The organism is Aquabacterium lacunae, assembly GCF_004310865.1.
GTDB lineage: Bacteria > Pseudomonadota > Gammaproteobacteria > Burkholderiales > Burkholderiaceae_C > Aquabacterium > Aquabacterium lacunae.
In genome coordinates, this window is record NZ_SIXI01000009.1 from 34,911 (window position 1) to 52,181 (window position 17,271).

Consider the following 17,271-nt stretch of genomic DNA (forward strand, 5'->3'; position numbering starts at 1 on the left):
TCAGGCCCGCGCGGCGGCCGCCATGTCCTGCTGCCGGCGTCGCTCGGCACGCGCCAGGGCATAGCTGCCGCCGATCACGGCCACGGCCACCACAGCGATCACCAGGGTGGCCACGGCGTTCACGCTGGGGTCGACCCCCAGGCGTGCGCGAGAAAAAATCACCAGGGGCAGCGTGGTCGAGCCCGGTCCCGACAGGAAGGCCGAGAGCACCACGTCGTCGAGCGAGAGGGTGAAGGTCAGCAGCCAGGCCGAGGCCAGAGACTGCGCGATCATGGGCAGCGTGACCAGAAAGAACACCTGCGCGGGGCGTGCGCCCAGGTCGAGCGCAGCTTCTTCCAGCTGGGGGTTGAGGTCTTGCAGGCGCGCCTGGATCACCACGGTGGCGTAGGCCATGCCCACCAGCAGGTGCCCCATCCAGATGGTGATGAGGCCCCGGTCGGGAAAGCCCAGCCAGCGCTGCATGGACACCAGCATCAGCAGCAACGACAGGCCCACGATGACCTCGGGCATGACCAGCGGCGCATTGACCATGGCCACCATGAGCGTGCGCCCGCCAAAGCGCTTGTGGCGATGCAGGGTGAGCGCGGCCAGCGTGCCCAGCACCACAGCCGCACAGGCCGTGTAGAACGCGGTTTTCAACGACAGCCACAGGCCCTGCAGCACCTCGGTGTCGTGGGCCAGCTTGCGGAACCATTCGAGCGTGAAACCAGCCCAGCGGGTGGCCAATGGCGAATCGTTGAACGAATACACCACCAGGGCCACGATGGGCAGGTACAGGAACACAAAGCCCCCGGCCAGCCACAGGCGGCTGACCCAGCGGCCCACGCGTTCGTGCTTCATCAAGGTGGGCGGCGCGGCGCTCATCGGCGGGCCTCCTGGGCGTCGGCCTGGGCCTTGTTGAACAGGGCCAGCGGCACCAGGATCAGCAGAATCATCAGCACGGCCACGCTGGAGGCCATGGGCCAGTCGTTGTTCGAGAAGAACTCGTCCCACAGCACGCGGCCGATCATGAGCGTTTGCGGGCCGCCCAGCAGTTCGGGGATCACGTACTCGCCCACGCAGGGAATGAACACCAGCATCGAGCCGGCCACGATGCCCGCTTTCGACAGCGGCACCGTCACCGTCCAGAAGGCGCGCCAGGGCGTGGCCCCCAGGTCAGCGGCCGCTTCCAGCAGGCGCATGTCCATTTTCGAGAGGTTGCTGTACAGCGGCAGGATCATGAAGGGCAGGTAGGTGTAGACCATGCCCAGCACCAGCGAGAACGGGGTGTTGAGGTACTGCCCGGGCCCGGGGATCACGCCCAGCGCCATCAGCAACTGGTCCACCCCCAGGGCATCGAGCACACCGGCCACCCAGCCACCCTCGCCCAGCAGGCCCTTCCAGGCGTACACGCGCAGCAGGAAGCTGGTCCAGAAAGGCAGCATCACCATCATCAGCAGGGCCGGCTGGGCCGCCTTGGGGGCACGCGCCATGAAGTAGGCAAAGGGGTAGCCGATCAGCAGGCACCAGGCCGTGGTCAGGGCCGCGTACTTCAGGCTGGCCAGGTAGGCCTTGAAGTACAGGTCGTCTTGCGTGATGAACAGGTAGTTGCCGAACTTGAGTTGCACGCTCAAGACCCCGTCGACCCAGGTGACCAGGCTCTTGAAGCTCACCATCTCCATCTCGGACACGGAGATCTTCAAAACGATCAGAAAGGGCAGCAGGAAGAACACCAGCAGCCACAGGTAGGGCACACCGATCAGGGTGCGTTCAGACCATTTCATGGGGCTCATGGTGTGGCGCGCCTCTGTGCATCAGGCCGTCAGGACCACATGGGCCGACGGCGCCCACCAGGCCCACGCGGCATCGCCTGTTTTGAGGGCGGTGGCGGGGTGGCGCTCGGTGTTGCCCTGGCTGACCTTGAGCAACTGCCCGCTGGCCAGTTGCAGGCGGTACACCGTGTGGCTGCCCATGTAGGCCACCTCACGCACCGTGCCCTGCACCAGGTTCATGGGCATCTGGGCGTGCTCGGCCGGCTCGGGGGCCCGCACGTCGATGCGGATCTTTTCAGGCCGGATGGCCACCGACACCGGCATGCCTTCATGGCCCGTGATGCCGTGGCCCACGAAATGCCGCACGTCGGCGCACTGCACTTCGCAGTGGTCGGCCTCGTCGACCGCCAGGGTGCCGTCCATCAGGTTCGCGTGGCCGATGAAGTCGGCCACGAAGCGGTTGCCCGGTGTTTCGTAAATCTCGCGCGGCGAGCCCACCTGCAGGATGCGGCCCTCGCTCATCACGCCGATGCGGTCGGCCATGGTCATCGCCTCTTCCTGGTCGTGCGTGACCATCATGCAGGTCACCCCCACCGACTTCAGGATCTGCACCAGCTCCAGCTGGGTTTCTTCGCGCAGCTTCTTGTCGAGCGCGCCCAGGGGTTCGTCGAGCAGCAGCAGTTGCGGCTGTTTGGCCAGGCTGCGGGCCAGGGCCACGCGCTGCTGCTGTCCGCCCGACAGCTGATGCGGCTTGCGCTGGGCGAACTTGCCCAGCTGCACCAGCTTGAGCATGGCCTCGACCCGCTCGGCCACGCGGGCCTTGGGCAGGCCTTCGCGGCGCAGGCCGAATGCGATGTTGTCCCACACCGAAAGGTGCGGGAACAGCGCATAGCTCTGGAACATCATGTTGATGGGCCGCTCGAACGGGGCCAGGGCCGTGAGGTCACGGCCGCCCAGGGTGATCTGGCCCGAGGTGGGCGATTCAAAGCCCGCCAGCATGCGCAGCAGCGTGGTCTTGCCGCAGCCGCTGGAGCCCAGCAGCGCGAAGATCTCGCCCTGCGCCACGCGCAGCGACACGTTGTCCACCGCCCGAAAGGCGGCAGCGCCCCCGGTGGCCCCGAAGTCCTTGACCACCTGGTCGATGACCAGGTCGCCCTGCCCTGCTGCCATCACAACCCCGTCTTGAACGAGGTGTAGATGCGCGTCATCTGGCGACGGATGTCGTTGTTGAGCGCTTCAGGCTGGGCCATCTTGGCCATGGCGGCCTCGGGCGGGTACACGGCCGGGTCGTTGGCCACCTCGGGCTTGACCAGCTTGCGCGAGGCCAGGTTGGGGTTGGCGTAGAACACCTTGTTGGTCAGGCCCGCATGCACATCAGGGCGCATGATGTAGTTGATCCACTTGTGGGCGTTCTCGGGGTGCGGTGCATCGGCCGGGATCACCATCACGTCCATGAAGACCACGCCGCCGGTCTTGGGCGTGAGGGTCTGGATGTTCTGGCCCGTCTTGCCTTCGATGGCGCGGTTCTTGGCGATGTTGATGTCACCCGAGTAGCCGAAGGCCAGGCAGATCGAGCCATTGGCCATGTCGTTGATGTAGCCGCTGGAGCTGAACAGCGTGACATGCGGGCGAATGGCCTTGAGCAGCGGCGGCACGGCCTGGTAATCAGCGATGTTCTTGCTGTAGGCGGGCTTGCCCAGGTAGTGCAGCGCGGCCGGGATCAGCTCCGTGGCCGAGTCGAGCACCGACACGCCGCAGCCCTTGAGCTTGCTGATGTACTCGGGCTTGAAGAACAGGTCCCACACGTTGTCGGGCATGGGTGTGCTGCCCAGCGCGGCCTTGACCTTGTCGACGTTGATGCCCACCGTGGTGTAACCCCACAACCAGTTCACCATGTACTGGTTGCCCGGGTCGAGCCGGCCCAGTTGCGCCTGAAAGGCCGGGTCGAGGTTCTTGAGGTTGGGCAGCTTGCTCTTGTCGAGCTTTTGCAGCAGGCCGCCGTCCATCTGCAGCCTGGCCCAATACGAAGAGGGCACCACCACGTCGTAGCCCGTCTTGCCGGCCACCAGCTTGGCGTGCACGATCTCGTTGTTGTCGAAGTTGTCGTAACGGACCTTGATGCCCGTTTCCTTCTCGAAGTTGGCGATGGTGTCCGGTGCGATGTAGTTCGACCAGTTGTAGACGTTGAGCACCTTCTCTTCCTGCGCGTGGGCCGTGCCCAGCAGGCTGAAGGTGGCGGCCACGGCCAGGGGGGCCAGCTTCCAGGGGGTGGTCAGGGTCATGTCTTCCGTCTCCAGAGGCGAAGCTTTCAAGTGTGCAACCGATCATGCGGCCGCCCCCGGGCACTTGCAAGATGTGCGCCCGCGGCGTTGCGCTTGCGCCGCAAACCCCAGGCCTTCACGCGAGACACACCCCCATTGGGGCGAGTCGTCACACGTGCAGCAGCAGGTGTTCGCGCTCCCAGGGCGAGATCACCTTCATGAACTCGGCGTACTCCACTTCTTTGATCTCGGTGTACACGGTCACGAAGTCATGGCCCAGGATGTCGGCCAGGTCGGTCTCGTCACGCAAAGTGGCCAGGGCCTCGCCCAGGCTGCGGGGCAGGCCGTAGTCGCCCAGGTAGGCATCCCCCCGGCATTCGGGCGTGGGCTCGATCTGCTTGACGATGCCCAGGTAGCCGCAGGCCAGGGTGGCGGCCAGGGCCACGTAGGGGTTGGCGTCGGCCCCGATCACGCGGTTCTCGATGCGGCGCGCCGCCGGTGGCGCCACGGGCGAGCGAAAACCCACCGTGCGGTTGTCCGAGCCCCACTGGATGTTGATCGGCGCGGCGGTGGAGCGCACCAGGCGCCGGTAACTGTTCACATAGGGCGCGAACAGGGCCATGGCCGCGGGCACATACCGCTGCAGGCCACCAATGAACCAGTAGAAGGCTTTCGACGGGCTGCCATCGGGGTTGCTGAACAGGTTCTGCCCGCTGGCATCGAGCACGCTCTGGTGCACGTGCATGGCGCTGCCCGGCTCGTTGGCCATGGGCTTGGCCATGAAGGTGGCGTACATCTCGTGGCGCAAGGCGGCCTCGCGGATGGTGCGCTTGAAGAAGAACACCTCGTCGGCCAGGCCCAGCGGGTGGTCGTGGAAGAAGTTGATCTCCATCTGGCCGGCACCCACTTCGTGGATCAGGGTGTCCACGTTCAGGCCCATCTTCTCGCAGTAGTCGTAGATGTCTTCGAACAGCGGGTCGAACTCGTTGACGGCGTCGATGCTGTAAGCCTGTCGCGAGGTCTCGAAGCGGCCCGAACGGCCGCGTGGCGGGCGCAGCGGCGTGTTGGGGTCGGCACTGCGCTCGATCAGGTAGAACTCCAGCTCGGGGGCCACCACCGGGGTCCAGCCCTGGTCGGCATAGAGCTGGCACACGCGCTTGAGCACCGAGCGCGGGGCGTAGGGGATGAGGCTGCCCTCGCGGTCGAAACAGTCGTGGATGACCTGGGCCGTGGGGTCGGTGGCCCAGGGCACGATGCGCGCCGTGGTGGGGTCCGGCCGCAGGTGCATGTCGCGGTCGGTGGGCGTGATCACGTCGTAATACGGGCCGCTGTCGGGGAAGTTACCTGTCACGCCGATGGCCACGATGCCTTCGGGCAGGCGCATGCCGCGGTCCTCGGTGAACTTTTCGCGCGGCAGGATCTTGCCGCGGGCCACGCCGGTCAGGTCGGGCACCAGGCATTCGATCTCGGTGACTCTCCGTTCGTTCAGCCAGTGTTCCAGGTCACTGAAGGTGGTGGGCACGCGGGCTGACATGGGAGGCTCCTGGGGGTTGAGTGTTTCAGGCCCGCATCACGGGGTGCAGGCCAGGTTCGGGTCGGGTCGATGAGCGGTCGGCCTGCTTGCGGGCCAGGTAGGCGCGGCAAGCCTCGCCAAAGCGCTCGAACAAACGCACCGACACGGGGTTCTGTGCGGCCTGCCATTCGGGGTGCCACTGCACGCACAGGCTGAAGGCACCCGGCTGCGCGGGGGCCCGCGCCGTGCCGACATGGCGGAAGGCTTCGACCAGGCCGTCAGGTGCCGTGGCTTCGACCGCCAGCCCCGGCGCCAGGGCCTTGATGCCCTGCCCGTGCACGCTGTTGACCATGAAGTGGCCCTGCTGCACCTCGGGCAGGCCCGCCAGGGTGTGGTCGATCAGGCCGCCCGGTGTGGCCTGCACGGGGTGAGAGAAACCGTATTCGACTTCGACCGGCGCATCGGCCGCCGCGCGGTGGTCGTTCAGGCCCGGCTGCTCGTGCACGGCCTGGTGCAGGCTGCCCCCCAGCGCCACATTCACCTCCTGAAAGCCCCGGCAGATGCCAAACAGCGGCATGCCCAGGGCCAGGGCCTGACGAATGGCCGGCAGGGTGAAGTGATCGCGGGCGGGGTCGAGCGGCAAGGCCGGGTTGTGCACGGCTTCGCCGAAATGGCTGGGATGCACATTGGACGGCGAACCGCTGAGCAGCAGGCCGTCGGCCAGCGCCATCAGGGTGGGCAACTCATGCAGCTGAGCCGCAGGCACCACCAGGGGCACACAACCGGCCAGGCGAATGGCATCGACGTATTTCTGACCGGCCACATGGAAGGGGTGACGGCCCAGCTGGCGCTGGCAAGCCGGCACCAGCACCACAGGCTGGCGTGGGTTTGGGGCGGAGTTCATACCGAGTCCTTGGAGCCAGTGTGCCAAAGGCCATGCGCTTGTCAACGCCGATGACGCATGCCCGACACGGGCTTTTCGGAAAACGCCACAGCCTTTCGGGAAGCCCCGGGGAGCACCCGGCGCCAGGGCCGGCACCACGGCGTCCATTCACACCCAGCCAAACACCACACATTTGCTTGCACATTGCCCCTGGGCAAGCGGCCCCCCTGGGAGGGAGCCCCGGCGCCAGGGCAGGTGTTTTCCGGTAAGGTCGGCACCCGATTCAAAACACATATTTCAGGGCAGGCCGCATGACCGACCTTTCCGACCTCCGGCCTTTGCTGGGGGCCGACACCTCACGCCTGGTCGATGAGGTGCTGGCATTTCTGCACAGCCAGGGCGAACACCAGCACGCACGCGTGCTGCGCCTGCACACGCCCCTGGGCGCCGACGTGCTGATGGCCGAAGAAGCCCAGGTCAGTGAACACATTGGTCCTGCAGGGGCCGATGGTGGCGGCGGGGCCCCACATTTCGGCACCCGCCTGGAAGTGCTGGCCCTGAGCCAGTCGGCCCACCTGCAGGCCAGCGCCCTGCTGGGCCAGCCCGTGCTACTGGAATTGCTGACGGCCCACAGCCGCACCGCGCTGCGCCCCTTCCACGGCCATGTCACGCGCTTTGAACTGCTGGGCAGTGACGGCGGCCTGGCACGTTACCGGCTGGTGGTCGAGCCCTTCACGGCCTTCATGCAGCACCGAGCCGACGCCTGGGCCTACCAGGGCCTGAGCGTGCAAGGCGTGGTCGACCAGCTGATGGCCGACTACCAGAGCCAGGGCGCCCTGCTGCCCCGGGTGCGCTGGGAGCTGGCCGACGCCAGTGCCTACCCCGCCCTGTCGCTGTACACCCAGCACGACGAAACCGACCTGGCCTTTTTGCAGCGCACCCTGCAGTGGCACGGGCTGTTCGCCTGGTTCGAACACGAGGGCGCCCCCGGCACGCCCACCTTGGGCCAGCACACCCTGGTGATCGCCGACCACCCGGGCGCCTTGCAGCCCAACGCCCAGGCCCAGGTGCGCTACACCCAGGCCAGTGCCGTGCTGCCCGAAGACAGCGTGTCACGCTGGAAGGCCGTGCGCCGCGTGGGCCCCAGCACCCTGGCCCACGCCAGCTGGGACTACCGCGAGGTGCAGGCCCATCAGGCCCAAGCCGACACCGACGGGCAACACGCCCAGCCCATGCCGCTGCGCCACCTGGACCAGCCCGGCACTTACGCTTTCGAAAGCCCGCAGCAAGCGGCGCTGGCCGCCACCCGCCAGCTGCAGGCTTTCGACGCCGAACGCCTGCGCTTTGAAGGCGTGGGCACCGTGCGCACCCTGGCCCCGGCCACCCGCTTTGCGCTGCACGACCACCCCCGCCACGCGGGCGACGAGTTCGTGGTGCTGAGCGTGCACCACGAAGCGCGCAACAACCTGCGGGCTGATGCGCAAGCCGGCCTGCAGCACCTGCTGGGCCTGGGCACCTGGCTGAGCGGGCGCAGCGCCGTCCGGTCGGCCCCTGCTTCACCCGCGGCGGCCGCCGAGGCCGTGCCGGTTTACCAGGCCCGCTTCACGGCGCAACCGGCCCAGGTGCCCGTGCGCCCGGCCCCCCAAGCGCTGAACACCCACCCGCCCCTGGGTGGCCTGCAGACCGCCCTGGTGGTGGGCCTGCAAGACCCACTGCACACTGACCGCGACGGCCGCATCAAGGTGCAGCTGCACTGGCAACGTGGCGCGCAGGGCAGCCACCGGCTGAGCCACCCCAGCACCGCGCTTGAGGCCAGCAATGCCCCCGGCGACGACAGCGCCGGCACCTGGGTGCGCGTGGCCCAGAATTGGGCCGGTGCCAACTGGGGCGCTGTGTTCCAGCCCCGCCTGGGCCAGGAAGTGCTGGTGGCCTTTCTGGAAGGCGATGCCGACCGCCCCGTGGTGGTGGGCGCCGCCTACAACGGCCAGGGCATGGCCGACGCACAAGGCAACGAAGTGGCCCAAGGGGCCGTGAACGCCACCGGCAATGCCCCCGCCTGGTTCCCGGGCGAGCAGCGCCAGGGCCCGCACGAAGGGCACGCCCACACCAGCAGCCTGAGCGGCTTCAAAAGCCAGGCTCTGGACACCAGCCAGAGCGGCCTGGGCGGCCACAACCAGCTGGTTATGGACGACACCCCGGGCCAAGGCCGCGTGCTGGCCCACACCAGCCAGCGCCAGACCTGGCTGCAACTGGGCCACCTGCTGCAACAGCACGACAACCAGCGCCTGGCGCCCCGCGGCCACGGGCTGGAGCTGCACACCCTCGCCCAGGGCGCCCTGCGCGCCGGCAGTGGCCTGCACCTGAGCACCCATGCGCGCCGCCAAGGCACCGGCAGCCCCAACGGCCAGCCCACCGACGCCCCCGAAGCCGCGCAGCAACTGCGCAGCCAAGCCGAACTGCTCAAGGCCCTGGCCGCCAACGCGCGCGCCCACCACGCCGACCTGCCTGCCGAGCCCGACGCCGCCCAGCTGAACGCCCACACGGCCCTGCAGGCCACCGTGCACAGCCTGAGCGCCACCGAGCAGCAAGCAGGCGCCGAGGGCGGAGACGGCACTGCCATGGGCGGCGGCACAGGCCGCATCCCCACCCTGGGCCGCCCTGACCTGGTGTTCAACGCCGCCGCCGACATCGCCAGCCTGACCCCGGCCCACACCGTGGTGGCCACCGGCAGCCACAGCAGCCTGAGCACCACCGGCGACACCAACCTGACCGCCCAGCGCCACCAGGCCTGGGCCGTCAAAAACGGCATCAGCCTGTTCACCCGCGGCGAGGCCAAAAACACCGAACGCGGCGTGCAGGACACCGGCTTGAAAATGCACGCCGCCAGCGGCAACGTGCGCACCGAGGCCCAAAGCGGGCCCTTCACCCTGACCGCGTTGAAGGGCATTGACCTGCAGAGCACCAGCGCCGACGTGGTGATCACGGCGCCCGAACGCATCGTGCTGAACGGCGGCGGCAGCTACATCAAGATCGAGGGCGGGAACATCGAGATCGGGACCACGGGCACGGCCAGCTTCAAGGCGAGCATGAAGGAGTTGACGGGTGGGAGGGGTGCTTCGGCGGGGGTGGCGTTGAAGAAGGCGGCCGCCATCAAAGGCTGCCCCAGCGCAGCCGCTGAGGCAGCTGGCCAGGGGGCCAGTGCCTTGTGACACAGCCCACCGCACCATGGGATGCAGAAGCCTGCATCGACGAATTGACCGCTGCAAGGCTCGCGGCGCAACCGGCCGCACTGCAAACCGCTGGTGCCGGGCTTTACCTCCTGATCGACCCGTTGCTGGGCGATCCTGTTTTGCCCGCTCCGCTCGACGAAGGGTTACCTGACGAAGCCATCAACAGCGCAAGGACAGAAGCCTGGCAGCGCCCGACCTTTGCCCTTCAGCTGCCGGTGGGCTTGCCCATGGACACCGCGCTGGCGCCTTACCTGGTCGAGCTGACCGGCGCCAGCGACCCCTGGCTGGACGCCAGCGTGCAATGGGCCATTCAAGAGACGGTTCAAACCTGGCAGGGCGACGCCCCCATCTCAGTGCCCCACCGTGTGGGCGGCTGGCTTCAAAGCGCAGCCCATGGACAGGCCCTGGCGGACCACCTGAGCACGCTGCTGCGCCTGCGCACCCAGCTGCCCACCCAGGCACGCTACCTGCGGTTGGCTGACCGCCGGGTGCTGGGCCTGACCACGCACGTGCTGGGCAAGGTGGCCCTGACGGCCAGCCTGCCTCTGGTGCAGCACTGGCACTGGCTGGATGCCCATGCGGCTTGGGCATCACTGAGCGGGCCTGCACCCGCAGCCCTTGCTGACGAGCTGCCCTTGGGAGCACCGGCACCACCGCTGCCGGTGTTCACTCCACAGCAATGGCAGCTGATGGACCAAGGCCCCAGCATCCACCGGCAGATGGCCCACCACATTGCGCACCAACTGACGCAGCCCGACTGCGCCCCCCCGTCTCGCTGGGCATCCATCGGCGCCGCCCAATGGCAGGCGGCATGCGCCCCAACCCTGGCCATGACGCCAGGACTCGGGCCGCAAACTTGACCTTTCAGGAAGACCGTCGGCATGACCTCGCTTCATCCAGACTGCAAGCACTGCCAAAAGAGCAGCCTGTCGCTGCTGCTGCTTCGCCCCAGCCCGCTGGCCAACGATGCCAAGCTGCGGCCCGCAGGAGCCGACAAGGTCGCAGCTGACACCGCATTGGTCAGCCCCTTCGTGCCCGCAGGGCTTCAGCAAAGCAGGCCCGTGCTGCGCCTGCTGCGGGCAGGCTATGTGCACCTGTACGTTCCCACCCGCGACACTGGCCAGGTGCCCAGCAAGGCCTGGCACACCTGGCGGGTGACCGACGAGGGCGACCTGCTGGCCCAAAGCCACCCCTTGTTCACCACGCCATCGGCCAGCGCCGTGTGCAGCCGCAGCGGCCACAACGCCTCAGGCTTCAAACTCATCCAGATCCCCGACGCGCATGAGCTGATGGGCCAGTCTGTCTGGCTGGCCTTCAGCGCCAACCTGTGGAGCGCCAAGCTCAAGCGGCAGAACAAGGCCAACCCGCAGGCCATGGTCGAAATCAAGCTGGGTGAGGCCAAGGCCCCGGCCTTCAAGCCCGATGAAGCCAGCCTGCGCAGTCAGGTGCTGGAGTGCAGTGCACTCAAATACGCAGCCCCGGCCTTTCCGTTCAACAGCCTGGCGGGGGGCGATGGCACCAAGCACATGGCAGAGACCTTGCACAAGGCAGCATCCCACCATGCCAAGACCAAGGGCCGCGAGCTGGCCGTGGTCTTGCCTGACCCGGTGGGCTATGCGGCTGAGCTCAATGCCTTGCGGCTGACGGCTGATCGCCTGGGTCTCCAGTTGTCACCCACGGATCAGCACAAGCTACAAAGCCACTTTACACTCGAAGGATTGAGCAACAACGTCGCCGACCTCCGAGCCGTGAACAACGTGGCGCCGGTGCTGAGCAAAGCCAGCTTTGAGTCACTGCAGAAATCCAGCCCATTGCGGATGCAGGACGCTGCCTGGGTGCCGCTGAATGACAACGAGCGCCCCAGCCCGCAGCAAATGGGTCGCATGTGGACCCCGAAGGCACGTGAGCAACTTCGGCTGCAAACACCTGCGTTCAAGGCGCGCGCCAAGGCTGAGATCGAGAAAGGCTACGACCCACAGGCCAGTGTGAAGTGGGTGCAAGCACTCGAAGAAAAAACCCGCAAAGCGCTTGAGCCCTACGAAAGGCAATGGCTGGCCGGCCGTGACCATGCGGCCGTGGCCCGGTACTTCGTGCAGCACTTCGATGACGAGGATCGCAACCGCCCCGGGACCGCGCAAGACCACAGCCCAGGCGCCACCTACCTGCGCGAAGTGGCCCTCATTGATGGCCCGCCGCCCAAGACATCGGTGCCACTGCTTGATGCGTACATGGCTGCCTACCTCAAGGCCCCAGATGACCCTCAAGCATTTTTGGTTCGTGCCATGGCGGCCAACCAAAAGGATCTATTGGGCGCACTGGGCACCCAACTGGCTGGCGACCCCAACGGTGACGGGATGCGCGACAAGTCGGTGGACTTCATCAAGGGCTTGCTCGACGTGACGGGTGAGCGCTTCAAGGTGAAGTACAGCTGGCTCGCAGATGCCACCATCGGCTTTGCCATGGGCCCCATGAACAACCTGGCTGCGGCTGCGGGCAGTTACGTGGCGCTGGAGGGCGCCGACGCACTCGCCAAGCACCCCAAAGTGGCGGCGCTGGCGACGAACGCTGCGGCCTGGTTCGGCGGCATGGACACGGCGCTCAAAACCGCCATGACTCAAAAGGTGGTGCGGCCCGTGCTGGCGAGTTTCTGGGTGGACCAAGGCCTGGTCAATCGCGCCATAGCCGGCGCAAACGGCGAGGCGCAAGGCTGGCAAGGCGCGCGCCCAGGCGGCAGGCAACGGGTGACGGTGCTGACCGACACCGAGCGGCTGCGCAAAGGGCCTGTGGATGTGCAAGCCCTGCTGGCAGGTGGCGATGGCGTTGAAGTGGCACATGGTCGCCAAGCCGGTACGGCGCTGGCCGCCAAAGCCAGCGCGGCGGGCGGCGCCACAGGCCTGATCGTGCTCAACGCGGCGACGGGCCTGACGCCTCAGCAAGGAGCGGCGCTGTTTGCGCAGCAGGTGGAAGAAGCCAGAAAAATTGGCGGCAGCATCCGGGCAGCCATTCCGCAGGGCACCAAGGCCATGGCCATGAGCATCGACGGACGGCTGGCGCTGGCCAGCGTGATCGTGCAGACCATCGGCATCATCAACGGCACACAAGCGGTGGCGGCGGCTGAAGCCAACCTCGCCAAAGCCAGCGATGCGGCTGACCGCGCAGACAAAGAAAAGAAACTGCGCGACGCCAGACTGGGCTACATGGACAGCATCGGCGGTCTGGTGGCGGGCAGTCTGGACAGCCTGCGCGCGGCGGGCGAGACGATGAACTTGCAGCGTGGGGCGGCTGCGGGGAACGTGGCGATCAACTCCATCCATGCGCTGAAGTTCGGGGCGCAAGTGGCGGGGGTGTTTGGGGGGTTCTTGAATGGGTATGTGAGCTATCTAAAGGCGGAGGACGCGAAAGAAAAAGGTCTTCGTTCGGTTTTTGTTCTGCACCGTGTAGCGATGGTTATGTTCGGCGGGACAGCGCTTGCCGCAGGTTCCCCAATCGCAGCAGGCACCCTCTCCTATCTTGCTGCACGCAGTGTTGGCGGGCGAGTAGTTCAAGGTGCTGCAACCCGCATGGCGGCGGCCACTGTTGCAGGCGCCTGGATTCCGGTGGCTGGCTGGGTGTTGCTGGGCGTGGGTATCGTGACATCGGTCAGTGCTGCATTGCTGGAACCCACCCAGGTGGAAGCCTGGGCTCGGCAAACGCCATTTGGCAAAGGTCCGGAGGGGCAGAAGTTCATGACGCTGAAGGAGCAGGATAAGGCTCTGTACGAGGCCCTGGGCCTGGCTTCAGAGTCCACAACTAAAGAGGCGCAAGCCGCATGAGTGCTGCCGCGAAGAAGCCCCAGTGGGTGTATGAGCATGATCGTGCTGCTGCGCCCGAGGCCACCACCAACGGGTGGGTTCGTGGCGTGTACCGGGATGCTGTCGAGTACACGACATCGAGCAAAAAATCGAGGGGGGTGGCATTCCTGTTTGGAGGAGTTCTCACTGCGTTGGGGGCAGGATTCTTCTGTTGGTTGTTGCTTGATTCAATGCTTCGCGCAATTCAAAACGATGCCCATTGGACGGATTTTGTCGTTGACCTCCCGGGTTTCATCGTCTTTTCAACCGTCGGCCTCTTCGCTCTTTACTTTTTCGGTCGCCTGGAGTTTTTCAAGCCGCTGGACCTGCCTATCCTCTTTGATCGCGAACGTCGCAAGGTCTACCGACTTGTCGAGGATCTGGACGAAAAAGGCCGCACCACACGACGCCGTCAAGTAACCGTTATCGAGCACGATTGGGACGACATCGTCGCCGAGCATGGCGTGACGACCTACACCACGGGCAGCTCTGCCAGCAGGCAACACACGTTGGCGCTGATGGTGCGCGACAAGAATCCTGGAGATTTCACAGGACCCATCACCCCCGAAAACACTCCCCCCTACGTGGACGGCTTCGCCCTGGGTGACGGCAAAGTGCTCACCGAGTTCAGCACGCCGCGCGTGTGGGAACACGTGCGCCGGTATATGAACGACAACGGCCCGGCCCTGCCACCGGGCGAACAACTGGCCGACACCAGCGTGCCCGTGACTTGGTGGGACAGCCTGGGCGCGGTCAGCGTGTTCGGTCCTGGCTATGTCAATCGCTGGCGCGAGAGCTGGGGCTGGATGCTGATCGTTCACTTGTTCTCACCCGTGATGTTCCCGCTGGCCCTGTTGATGGCCACCACCAACTGGGCCAGCTACAAGACCGCCTATCCGGTGCAGTGGCCGCGGGATGTGCTAGACAAGGTGGGGCCGCCGTTGTCCCCTGAGCATGTCTACGCACACTCAGACAACAGGGCAAGCGGACGCAGAGCGTGAACGTCACAGACTCAAGAACGTCTCGTCACTGTCCATGACACCCGACCACCAGCCCCCTGCTGCACCCCATCTCATTCGCACCCAAGCCCACCGTCCCGACGCCGTGAGCCTGGGTTGGGCCGAGCTGCCCTTGCAGGTGCTCATCGTGGCCACCCTGGTGGCCCTGGCGCTGGAAACCCTGCCCAACTTGTTGCCCTGGCAGGTGCAGGCCCTGGAGGTGTTCGAGTGGTTTTCTCTGGCGGTGTTTTCTGTGGAGTACCTGGCGCGCTTGTGGCTCACCCGGCCCTGGCATCGCTACGCGTTCAGCTTCTTCGGCATCATCGACCTGCTGAGCATCCTGCCAGCCCTGCTGGCGCTGGGGGCGGGCTCTGATTCCTTGCGTGCGCTGCGCCTCATGCGCTTGTTTCGCCTGCTCAAACTGGGGCGCTACAACGCCGCCACCCTGCGCTTTTACCGCGCCCTGATCCTTGCGCGCGAAGAATTGACGCTCTTTGGCACCATGGCCCTCATCCTGCTGTACCTGGCCGGTGTGGGCATGTACCACTTTGAACAAGCGGCCCAGCCCGAGGCCTTCGCCTCCGTGTTCGATGGCTTGTGGTGGGCGCTGTGCACCTTGACCACCGTCGGCTATGGCGACGTGTACCACGTCACGGCGGGCGGCAAGATCTTCACCTTCTTCATCCTCGTCATTGGCTTGGGACTGGTGGCCGTGCCCGTGGGCCTGGTGGCGTCGGCCCTGTCGCAGGCTCGCGAACAGATCAAGGCTAAAGCCGAAGCAGAGGCAGAGGCACAAGCCCCCAGACCATCATCCTCAACGTCCATCGTTTGATGGGCTCACTCCTCCAGCAGACTGCGCAGCAAGCGACGAAACGCTTCGTGGCCACCCGCGTGGCCGGCGTCGCACTGGGCACAGCCGTGCCCGTGGTGGGCTGGGTGCTGCTGGGTGTGGGCATCGTGGCATCGGTGGGGGCTGCGTTGATGGAGCCAACCCGGCTGGAAGCCTGGGCACGGCAGACGCCGTTCGGCAAAGGCCCGGAGGGGCAAAAGTTCAAGACACAGGCGGAGCAGGAGAAGGCCTTGTACGAAGCCCTTGGCCTGGAGGTCAAGTCTGACACCCAGGAGGAACAGGCCGCATGAGCGAGGAGAAATTTGTTCCGTTGGCGGTTTACCTGCAAGACCAGCGCGTCGCCCATGAGACCACAGCGGGTGGCTGGGTTCGGGGCGTGTATCCGAACGCTATTGAATACACAACTTCGGCCAAGAGTCTCAGGGGAGTGGTATTTTTGATGGGTGGGGTTGGTACAGCATCTATTTGCTTTTTTGTAGTTGCTCAGTATTTAGTGGGTATGTATGAAGACGTCAACAGTGCGGGTGGTCTGAACCTTACTTGGTTCGAGTGGTTCGTGGTTCTTCCCGTTGACGTTATTTTCCTCGCCGTCGGAATCTGGGCACTGCGCCACTTCGCCCGCCTTGAGTTCTTCCTCCCACTCGACCTGCCCATCCTCTTCGACCGCCAACGCCGCAAGGTCTACCGCTTGGTCGAAGACCTTGCCGACAAGGGCAAACCCAAGCGCCGCGGCCAAGCACTGGTGATCGAGCACGACTGGGACGACATCGTGGCTGAGCACCATGTGAGCACCAGCACCACCGGCAGCAGCGCGCAGCGCCACCACACACTGGTGCTGATGGTGCGTGACAAGAACCCCGGTGATTTTCAAGGCCCCATCACCCCGACCAACCTTCCACCTTATGTGGACGGCTTCGCCCTGGGTGACGGCAAAGTGCTCACCGAATTCAGCACCCCGCGCGTGTGGGAACACGTGCGGCGGTACATGAACGAGAACGGCCCGGCCCTGCCACCGGGCGAGCAACTGGCCGACACCAGCGTGCCCGTGACGTGGTGGGACAGCCTGGGCGCGGTCAGCGTGTTCGGCCCGGGCTACATCCAGCGCTGGCGCGAGAGCTGGGGCTGGATGCTGATCGTTCACCTGTTCTCGCCCGTGTTGCTCCCTCTGGCCCTGATGATGGCCACCACCAACTGGCTGAGCTACAAAACCGCCTACCCGGTGCAGTGGCCGCAGGAGGTGCTGGACAAGGTGGGCCCACCAGTGCCCCAGACGCAGGAGCGTGCACACAAAAGTGCCGGCAAACGCAGGGCATGAACCTCCACGATTCGCGGCCGCCCGAAGCAACCCGACGTCTCAAAACACCCACGAGCACCTGGCTTCACATCGGCCACGCTGGTGCACAGCGGCTCACTCCTCCAGCAGGCTGCGCAGCATCCAGGCGGTTTTTTCGTGCACGTCGATGCGCTGGGTCAGCACATCGGCGGTGGGCTGGTCGTTGGCGGCATCGACCACTGGGAACAGCTTGCGCGCCGTGCGGGCGGTGGCTTCTTGTGCGGCCACCAGGTGGCGCACCATGTCAGTGGCCTTGGGGACGCCTTCCACTTCCTTGATGCTGGCCAGTTTCACGAACTGTTTGTAGGTGCCAGGGGCCGGGTGGCCCAGTGCACGGATGCGCTCGGCGATCACGTCCAAAGCCGCCCACTGTTCGGTGTACTGCGCCATGAACATGGTGTGCAGGCTGTTGAACTGCGGGCCTGTCACGTTCCAGTGGAAGTTGTGCGTCATCAGGTACAGGGTGTAGCTGTCGGCCAGCAAGGCGGACAGGCCCTGCGCGATCTGCGCGCGGTCGCTGGCTGAGATGCCGATGTCCATGGGCGGCACCTGGGTGACGGCTGCTTCGGCCTTGGCGGCCTTCTTGGCTTTCATGCGGGCTCCTTGGGGCTGAGAGGACTGA

Annotated in this window: 14 protein-coding genes; 7 read left to right on the forward strand and 7 right to left on the reverse strand. The window is 65.9% G+C overall.

The features are described 5' to 3' along the window. From EYS42_RS16365 to EYS42_RS16390, 6 genes are all read right to left on the reverse strand, one after another. The gene (locus EYS42_RS16365) at positions 1 to 864 is read right to left on the reverse strand and encodes an ABC transporter permease (protein ID WP_245503684.1); all 864 of its coding nucleotides are present in this window, start codon (positions 862 to 864) and stop codon (positions 1 to 3) included. Continuing rightward, positions 861 to 1,763, reverse strand: coding sequence for an ABC transporter permease (locus EYS42_RS16370; protein WP_425358909.1), 903 nt, complete (start codon positions 1,761 to 1,763; stop codon positions 861 to 863). The genes EYS42_RS16365 and EYS42_RS16370 overlap by 4 nt, the downstream gene beginning before the upstream one ends. Positions 1,764 to 1,793: 30 nt before the next feature. Next, a complete protein-coding gene (locus EYS42_RS16375; RefSeq protein ID WP_130969279.1) occupies positions 1,794 to 2,921 on the reverse strand; it encodes an ABC transporter ATP-binding protein in 1,128 nt (375 codons plus the stop codon). Then, positions 2,921 to 4,033 carry a polyamine ABC transporter substrate-binding protein gene (locus EYS42_RS16380; RefSeq protein WP_130969280.1) on the reverse strand — a complete coding sequence of 371 codons (1,113 nt, stop codon included), beginning with the start codon at positions 4,031 to 4,033 and terminating at the stop codon, positions 2,921 to 2,923. The genes EYS42_RS16375 and EYS42_RS16380 overlap by 1 nt, the downstream gene beginning before the upstream one ends. Before the next feature lie 148 nt (positions 4,034 to 4,181). Further along, complete coding sequence (locus tag EYS42_RS16385; protein ID WP_130969281.1) at positions 4,182 to 5,546, reverse strand: glutamine synthetase family protein; 1,365 nt, start codon at positions 5,544 to 5,546, stop codon at positions 4,182 to 4,184. A 25-nt stretch (positions 5,547 to 5,571) separates the two neighbouring features. Further along, positions 5,572 to 6,429 (reverse strand): gamma-glutamyl-gamma-aminobutyrate hydrolase family protein, encoded by an 858-nt coding sequence (locus EYS42_RS16390; RefSeq protein WP_130969282.1) that lies wholly within the window; start codon positions 6,427 to 6,429, stop codon positions 5,572 to 5,574. Positions 6,430 to 6,719: 290 nt separating this feature from the next. Between EYS42_RS16390 and EYS42_RS16395 the strand changes: the two genes are divergently transcribed. Genes EYS42_RS16395 through EYS42_RS16425 form a run of 7 tightly spaced genes read left to right on the forward strand, consistent with a single transcriptional unit; the run spans position 6,720 to position 16,631 of the window. Next, positions 6,720 to 9,617 (forward strand): type VI secretion system Vgr family protein, encoded by a 2,898-nt coding sequence (locus EYS42_RS16395; RefSeq protein ID WP_130969283.1) that lies wholly within the window; start codon positions 6,720 to 6,722, stop codon positions 9,615 to 9,617. Positions 9,618 to 9,661: 44 nt separating this feature from the next. After that, entirely contained in the window at positions 9,662 to 10,498 is an 837-nt protein-coding gene (locus tag EYS42_RS16400; protein ID WP_165456832.1) for a DUF4123 domain-containing protein, read from the forward strand. Positions 10,499 to 10,519: 21 nt separating this feature from the next. Continuing rightward, on the forward strand, positions 10,520 to 13,450 hold the full coding sequence (locus tag EYS42_RS16405) for a T6SS effector BTH_I2691 family protein (protein ID WP_130969285.1): 2,931 nt from the start codon (positions 10,520 to 10,522) through the stop codon (positions 13,448 to 13,450). Next, positions 13,447 to 14,469, forward strand: a complete 1,023-nt coding sequence (locus tag EYS42_RS16410; RefSeq protein ID WP_130969286.1) for a DUF6708 domain-containing protein — start codon at positions 13,447 to 13,449, stop codon at positions 14,467 to 14,469. Before EYS42_RS16405 ends, EYS42_RS16410 begins: the two co-directional genes overlap by 4 nt. Before the next feature lie 34 nt (positions 14,470 to 14,503). Next, a complete protein-coding gene (locus EYS42_RS16415; protein ID WP_130969287.1) occupies positions 14,504 to 15,298 on the forward strand; it encodes an ion transporter in 795 nt (264 codons plus the stop codon). Further along, complete coding sequence (locus EYS42_RS16420) at positions 15,298 to 15,606, forward strand: hypothetical protein (RefSeq protein WP_130969288.1); 309 nt, start codon at positions 15,298 to 15,300, stop codon at positions 15,604 to 15,606. The genes EYS42_RS16415 and EYS42_RS16420 overlap by 1 nt, the downstream gene beginning before the upstream one ends. After that, positions 15,603 to 16,631: a DUF6708 domain-containing protein gene (locus tag EYS42_RS16425; protein ID WP_130969289.1), complete on the forward strand. Its 1,029-nt coding sequence runs from the start codon at positions 15,603 to 15,605 to the stop codon at positions 16,629 to 16,631. The genes EYS42_RS16420 and EYS42_RS16425 overlap by 4 nt, the downstream gene beginning before the upstream one ends. Positions 16,632 to 16,724: 93 nt before the next feature. Here EYS42_RS16425 and EYS42_RS16430 read toward each other — a convergent pair whose 3' ends face one another. Next, positions 16,725 to 17,243 (reverse strand): Dps family protein, encoded by a 519-nt coding sequence (locus EYS42_RS16430; RefSeq protein WP_130969290.1) that lies wholly within the window; start codon positions 17,241 to 17,243, stop codon positions 16,725 to 16,727. Between the last annotated feature and the right edge of the window lie 28 nt (positions 17,244 to 17,271).

Bases quoted from the DNA above. Each gene is read 5' to 3' on its own strand.
- EYS42_RS16365 (WP_245503684.1), bottom strand. From the start codon at position 864: ATGAGCGCCGCGCCGCCCACCTTGATGAAGCACGAACGCGTGGGCCGC.
- EYS42_RS16370 (WP_425358909.1), bottom strand. From the start codon at position 1,763: ATGAAATGGTCTGAACGCACCCTGATCGGTGTGCCCTACCTGTGGCTG.
- EYS42_RS16375 (WP_130969279.1), bottom strand. From the start codon at position 2,921: ATGGCAGCAGGGCAGGGCGACCTGGTCATCGACCAGGTGGTCAAGGAC.
- EYS42_RS16380 (WP_130969280.1), bottom strand. From the start codon at position 4,033: ATGACCCTGACCACCCCCTGGAAGCTGGCCCCCCTGGCCGTGGCCGCC.
- EYS42_RS16385 (WP_130969281.1), bottom strand. From the start codon at position 5,546: ATGTCAGCCCGCGTGCCCACCACCTTCAGTGACCTGGAACACTGGCTG.
- EYS42_RS16390 (WP_130969282.1), bottom strand. From the start codon at position 6,429: ATGAACTCCGCCCCAAACCCACGCCAGCCTGTGGTGCTGGTGCCGGCT.
- EYS42_RS16395 (WP_130969283.1), top strand. From the start codon at position 6,720: ATGACCGACCTTTCCGACCTCCGGCCTTTGCTGGGGGCCGACACCTCA.
- EYS42_RS16405 (WP_130969285.1), top strand. From the start codon at position 10,520: ATGACCTCGCTTCATCCAGACTGCAAGCACTGCCAAAAGAGCAGCCTG.
- EYS42_RS16410 (WP_130969286.1), top strand. From the start codon at position 13,447: ATGAGTGCTGCCGCGAAGAAGCCCCAGTGGGTGTATGAGCATGATCGT.
- EYS42_RS16415 (WP_130969287.1), top strand. From the start codon at position 14,504: ATGACACCCGACCACCAGCCCCCTGCTGCACCCCATCTCATTCGCACC.
- EYS42_RS16420 (WP_130969288.1), top strand. From the start codon at position 15,298: ATGGGCTCACTCCTCCAGCAGACTGCGCAGCAAGCGACGAAACGCTTC.
- EYS42_RS16425 (WP_130969289.1), top strand. From the start codon at position 15,603: ATGAGCGAGGAGAAATTTGTTCCGTTGGCGGTTTACCTGCAAGACCAG.
- EYS42_RS16430 (WP_130969290.1), bottom strand. From the start codon at position 17,243: ATGAAAGCCAAGAAGGCCGCCAAGGCCGAAGCAGCCGTCACCCAGGTG.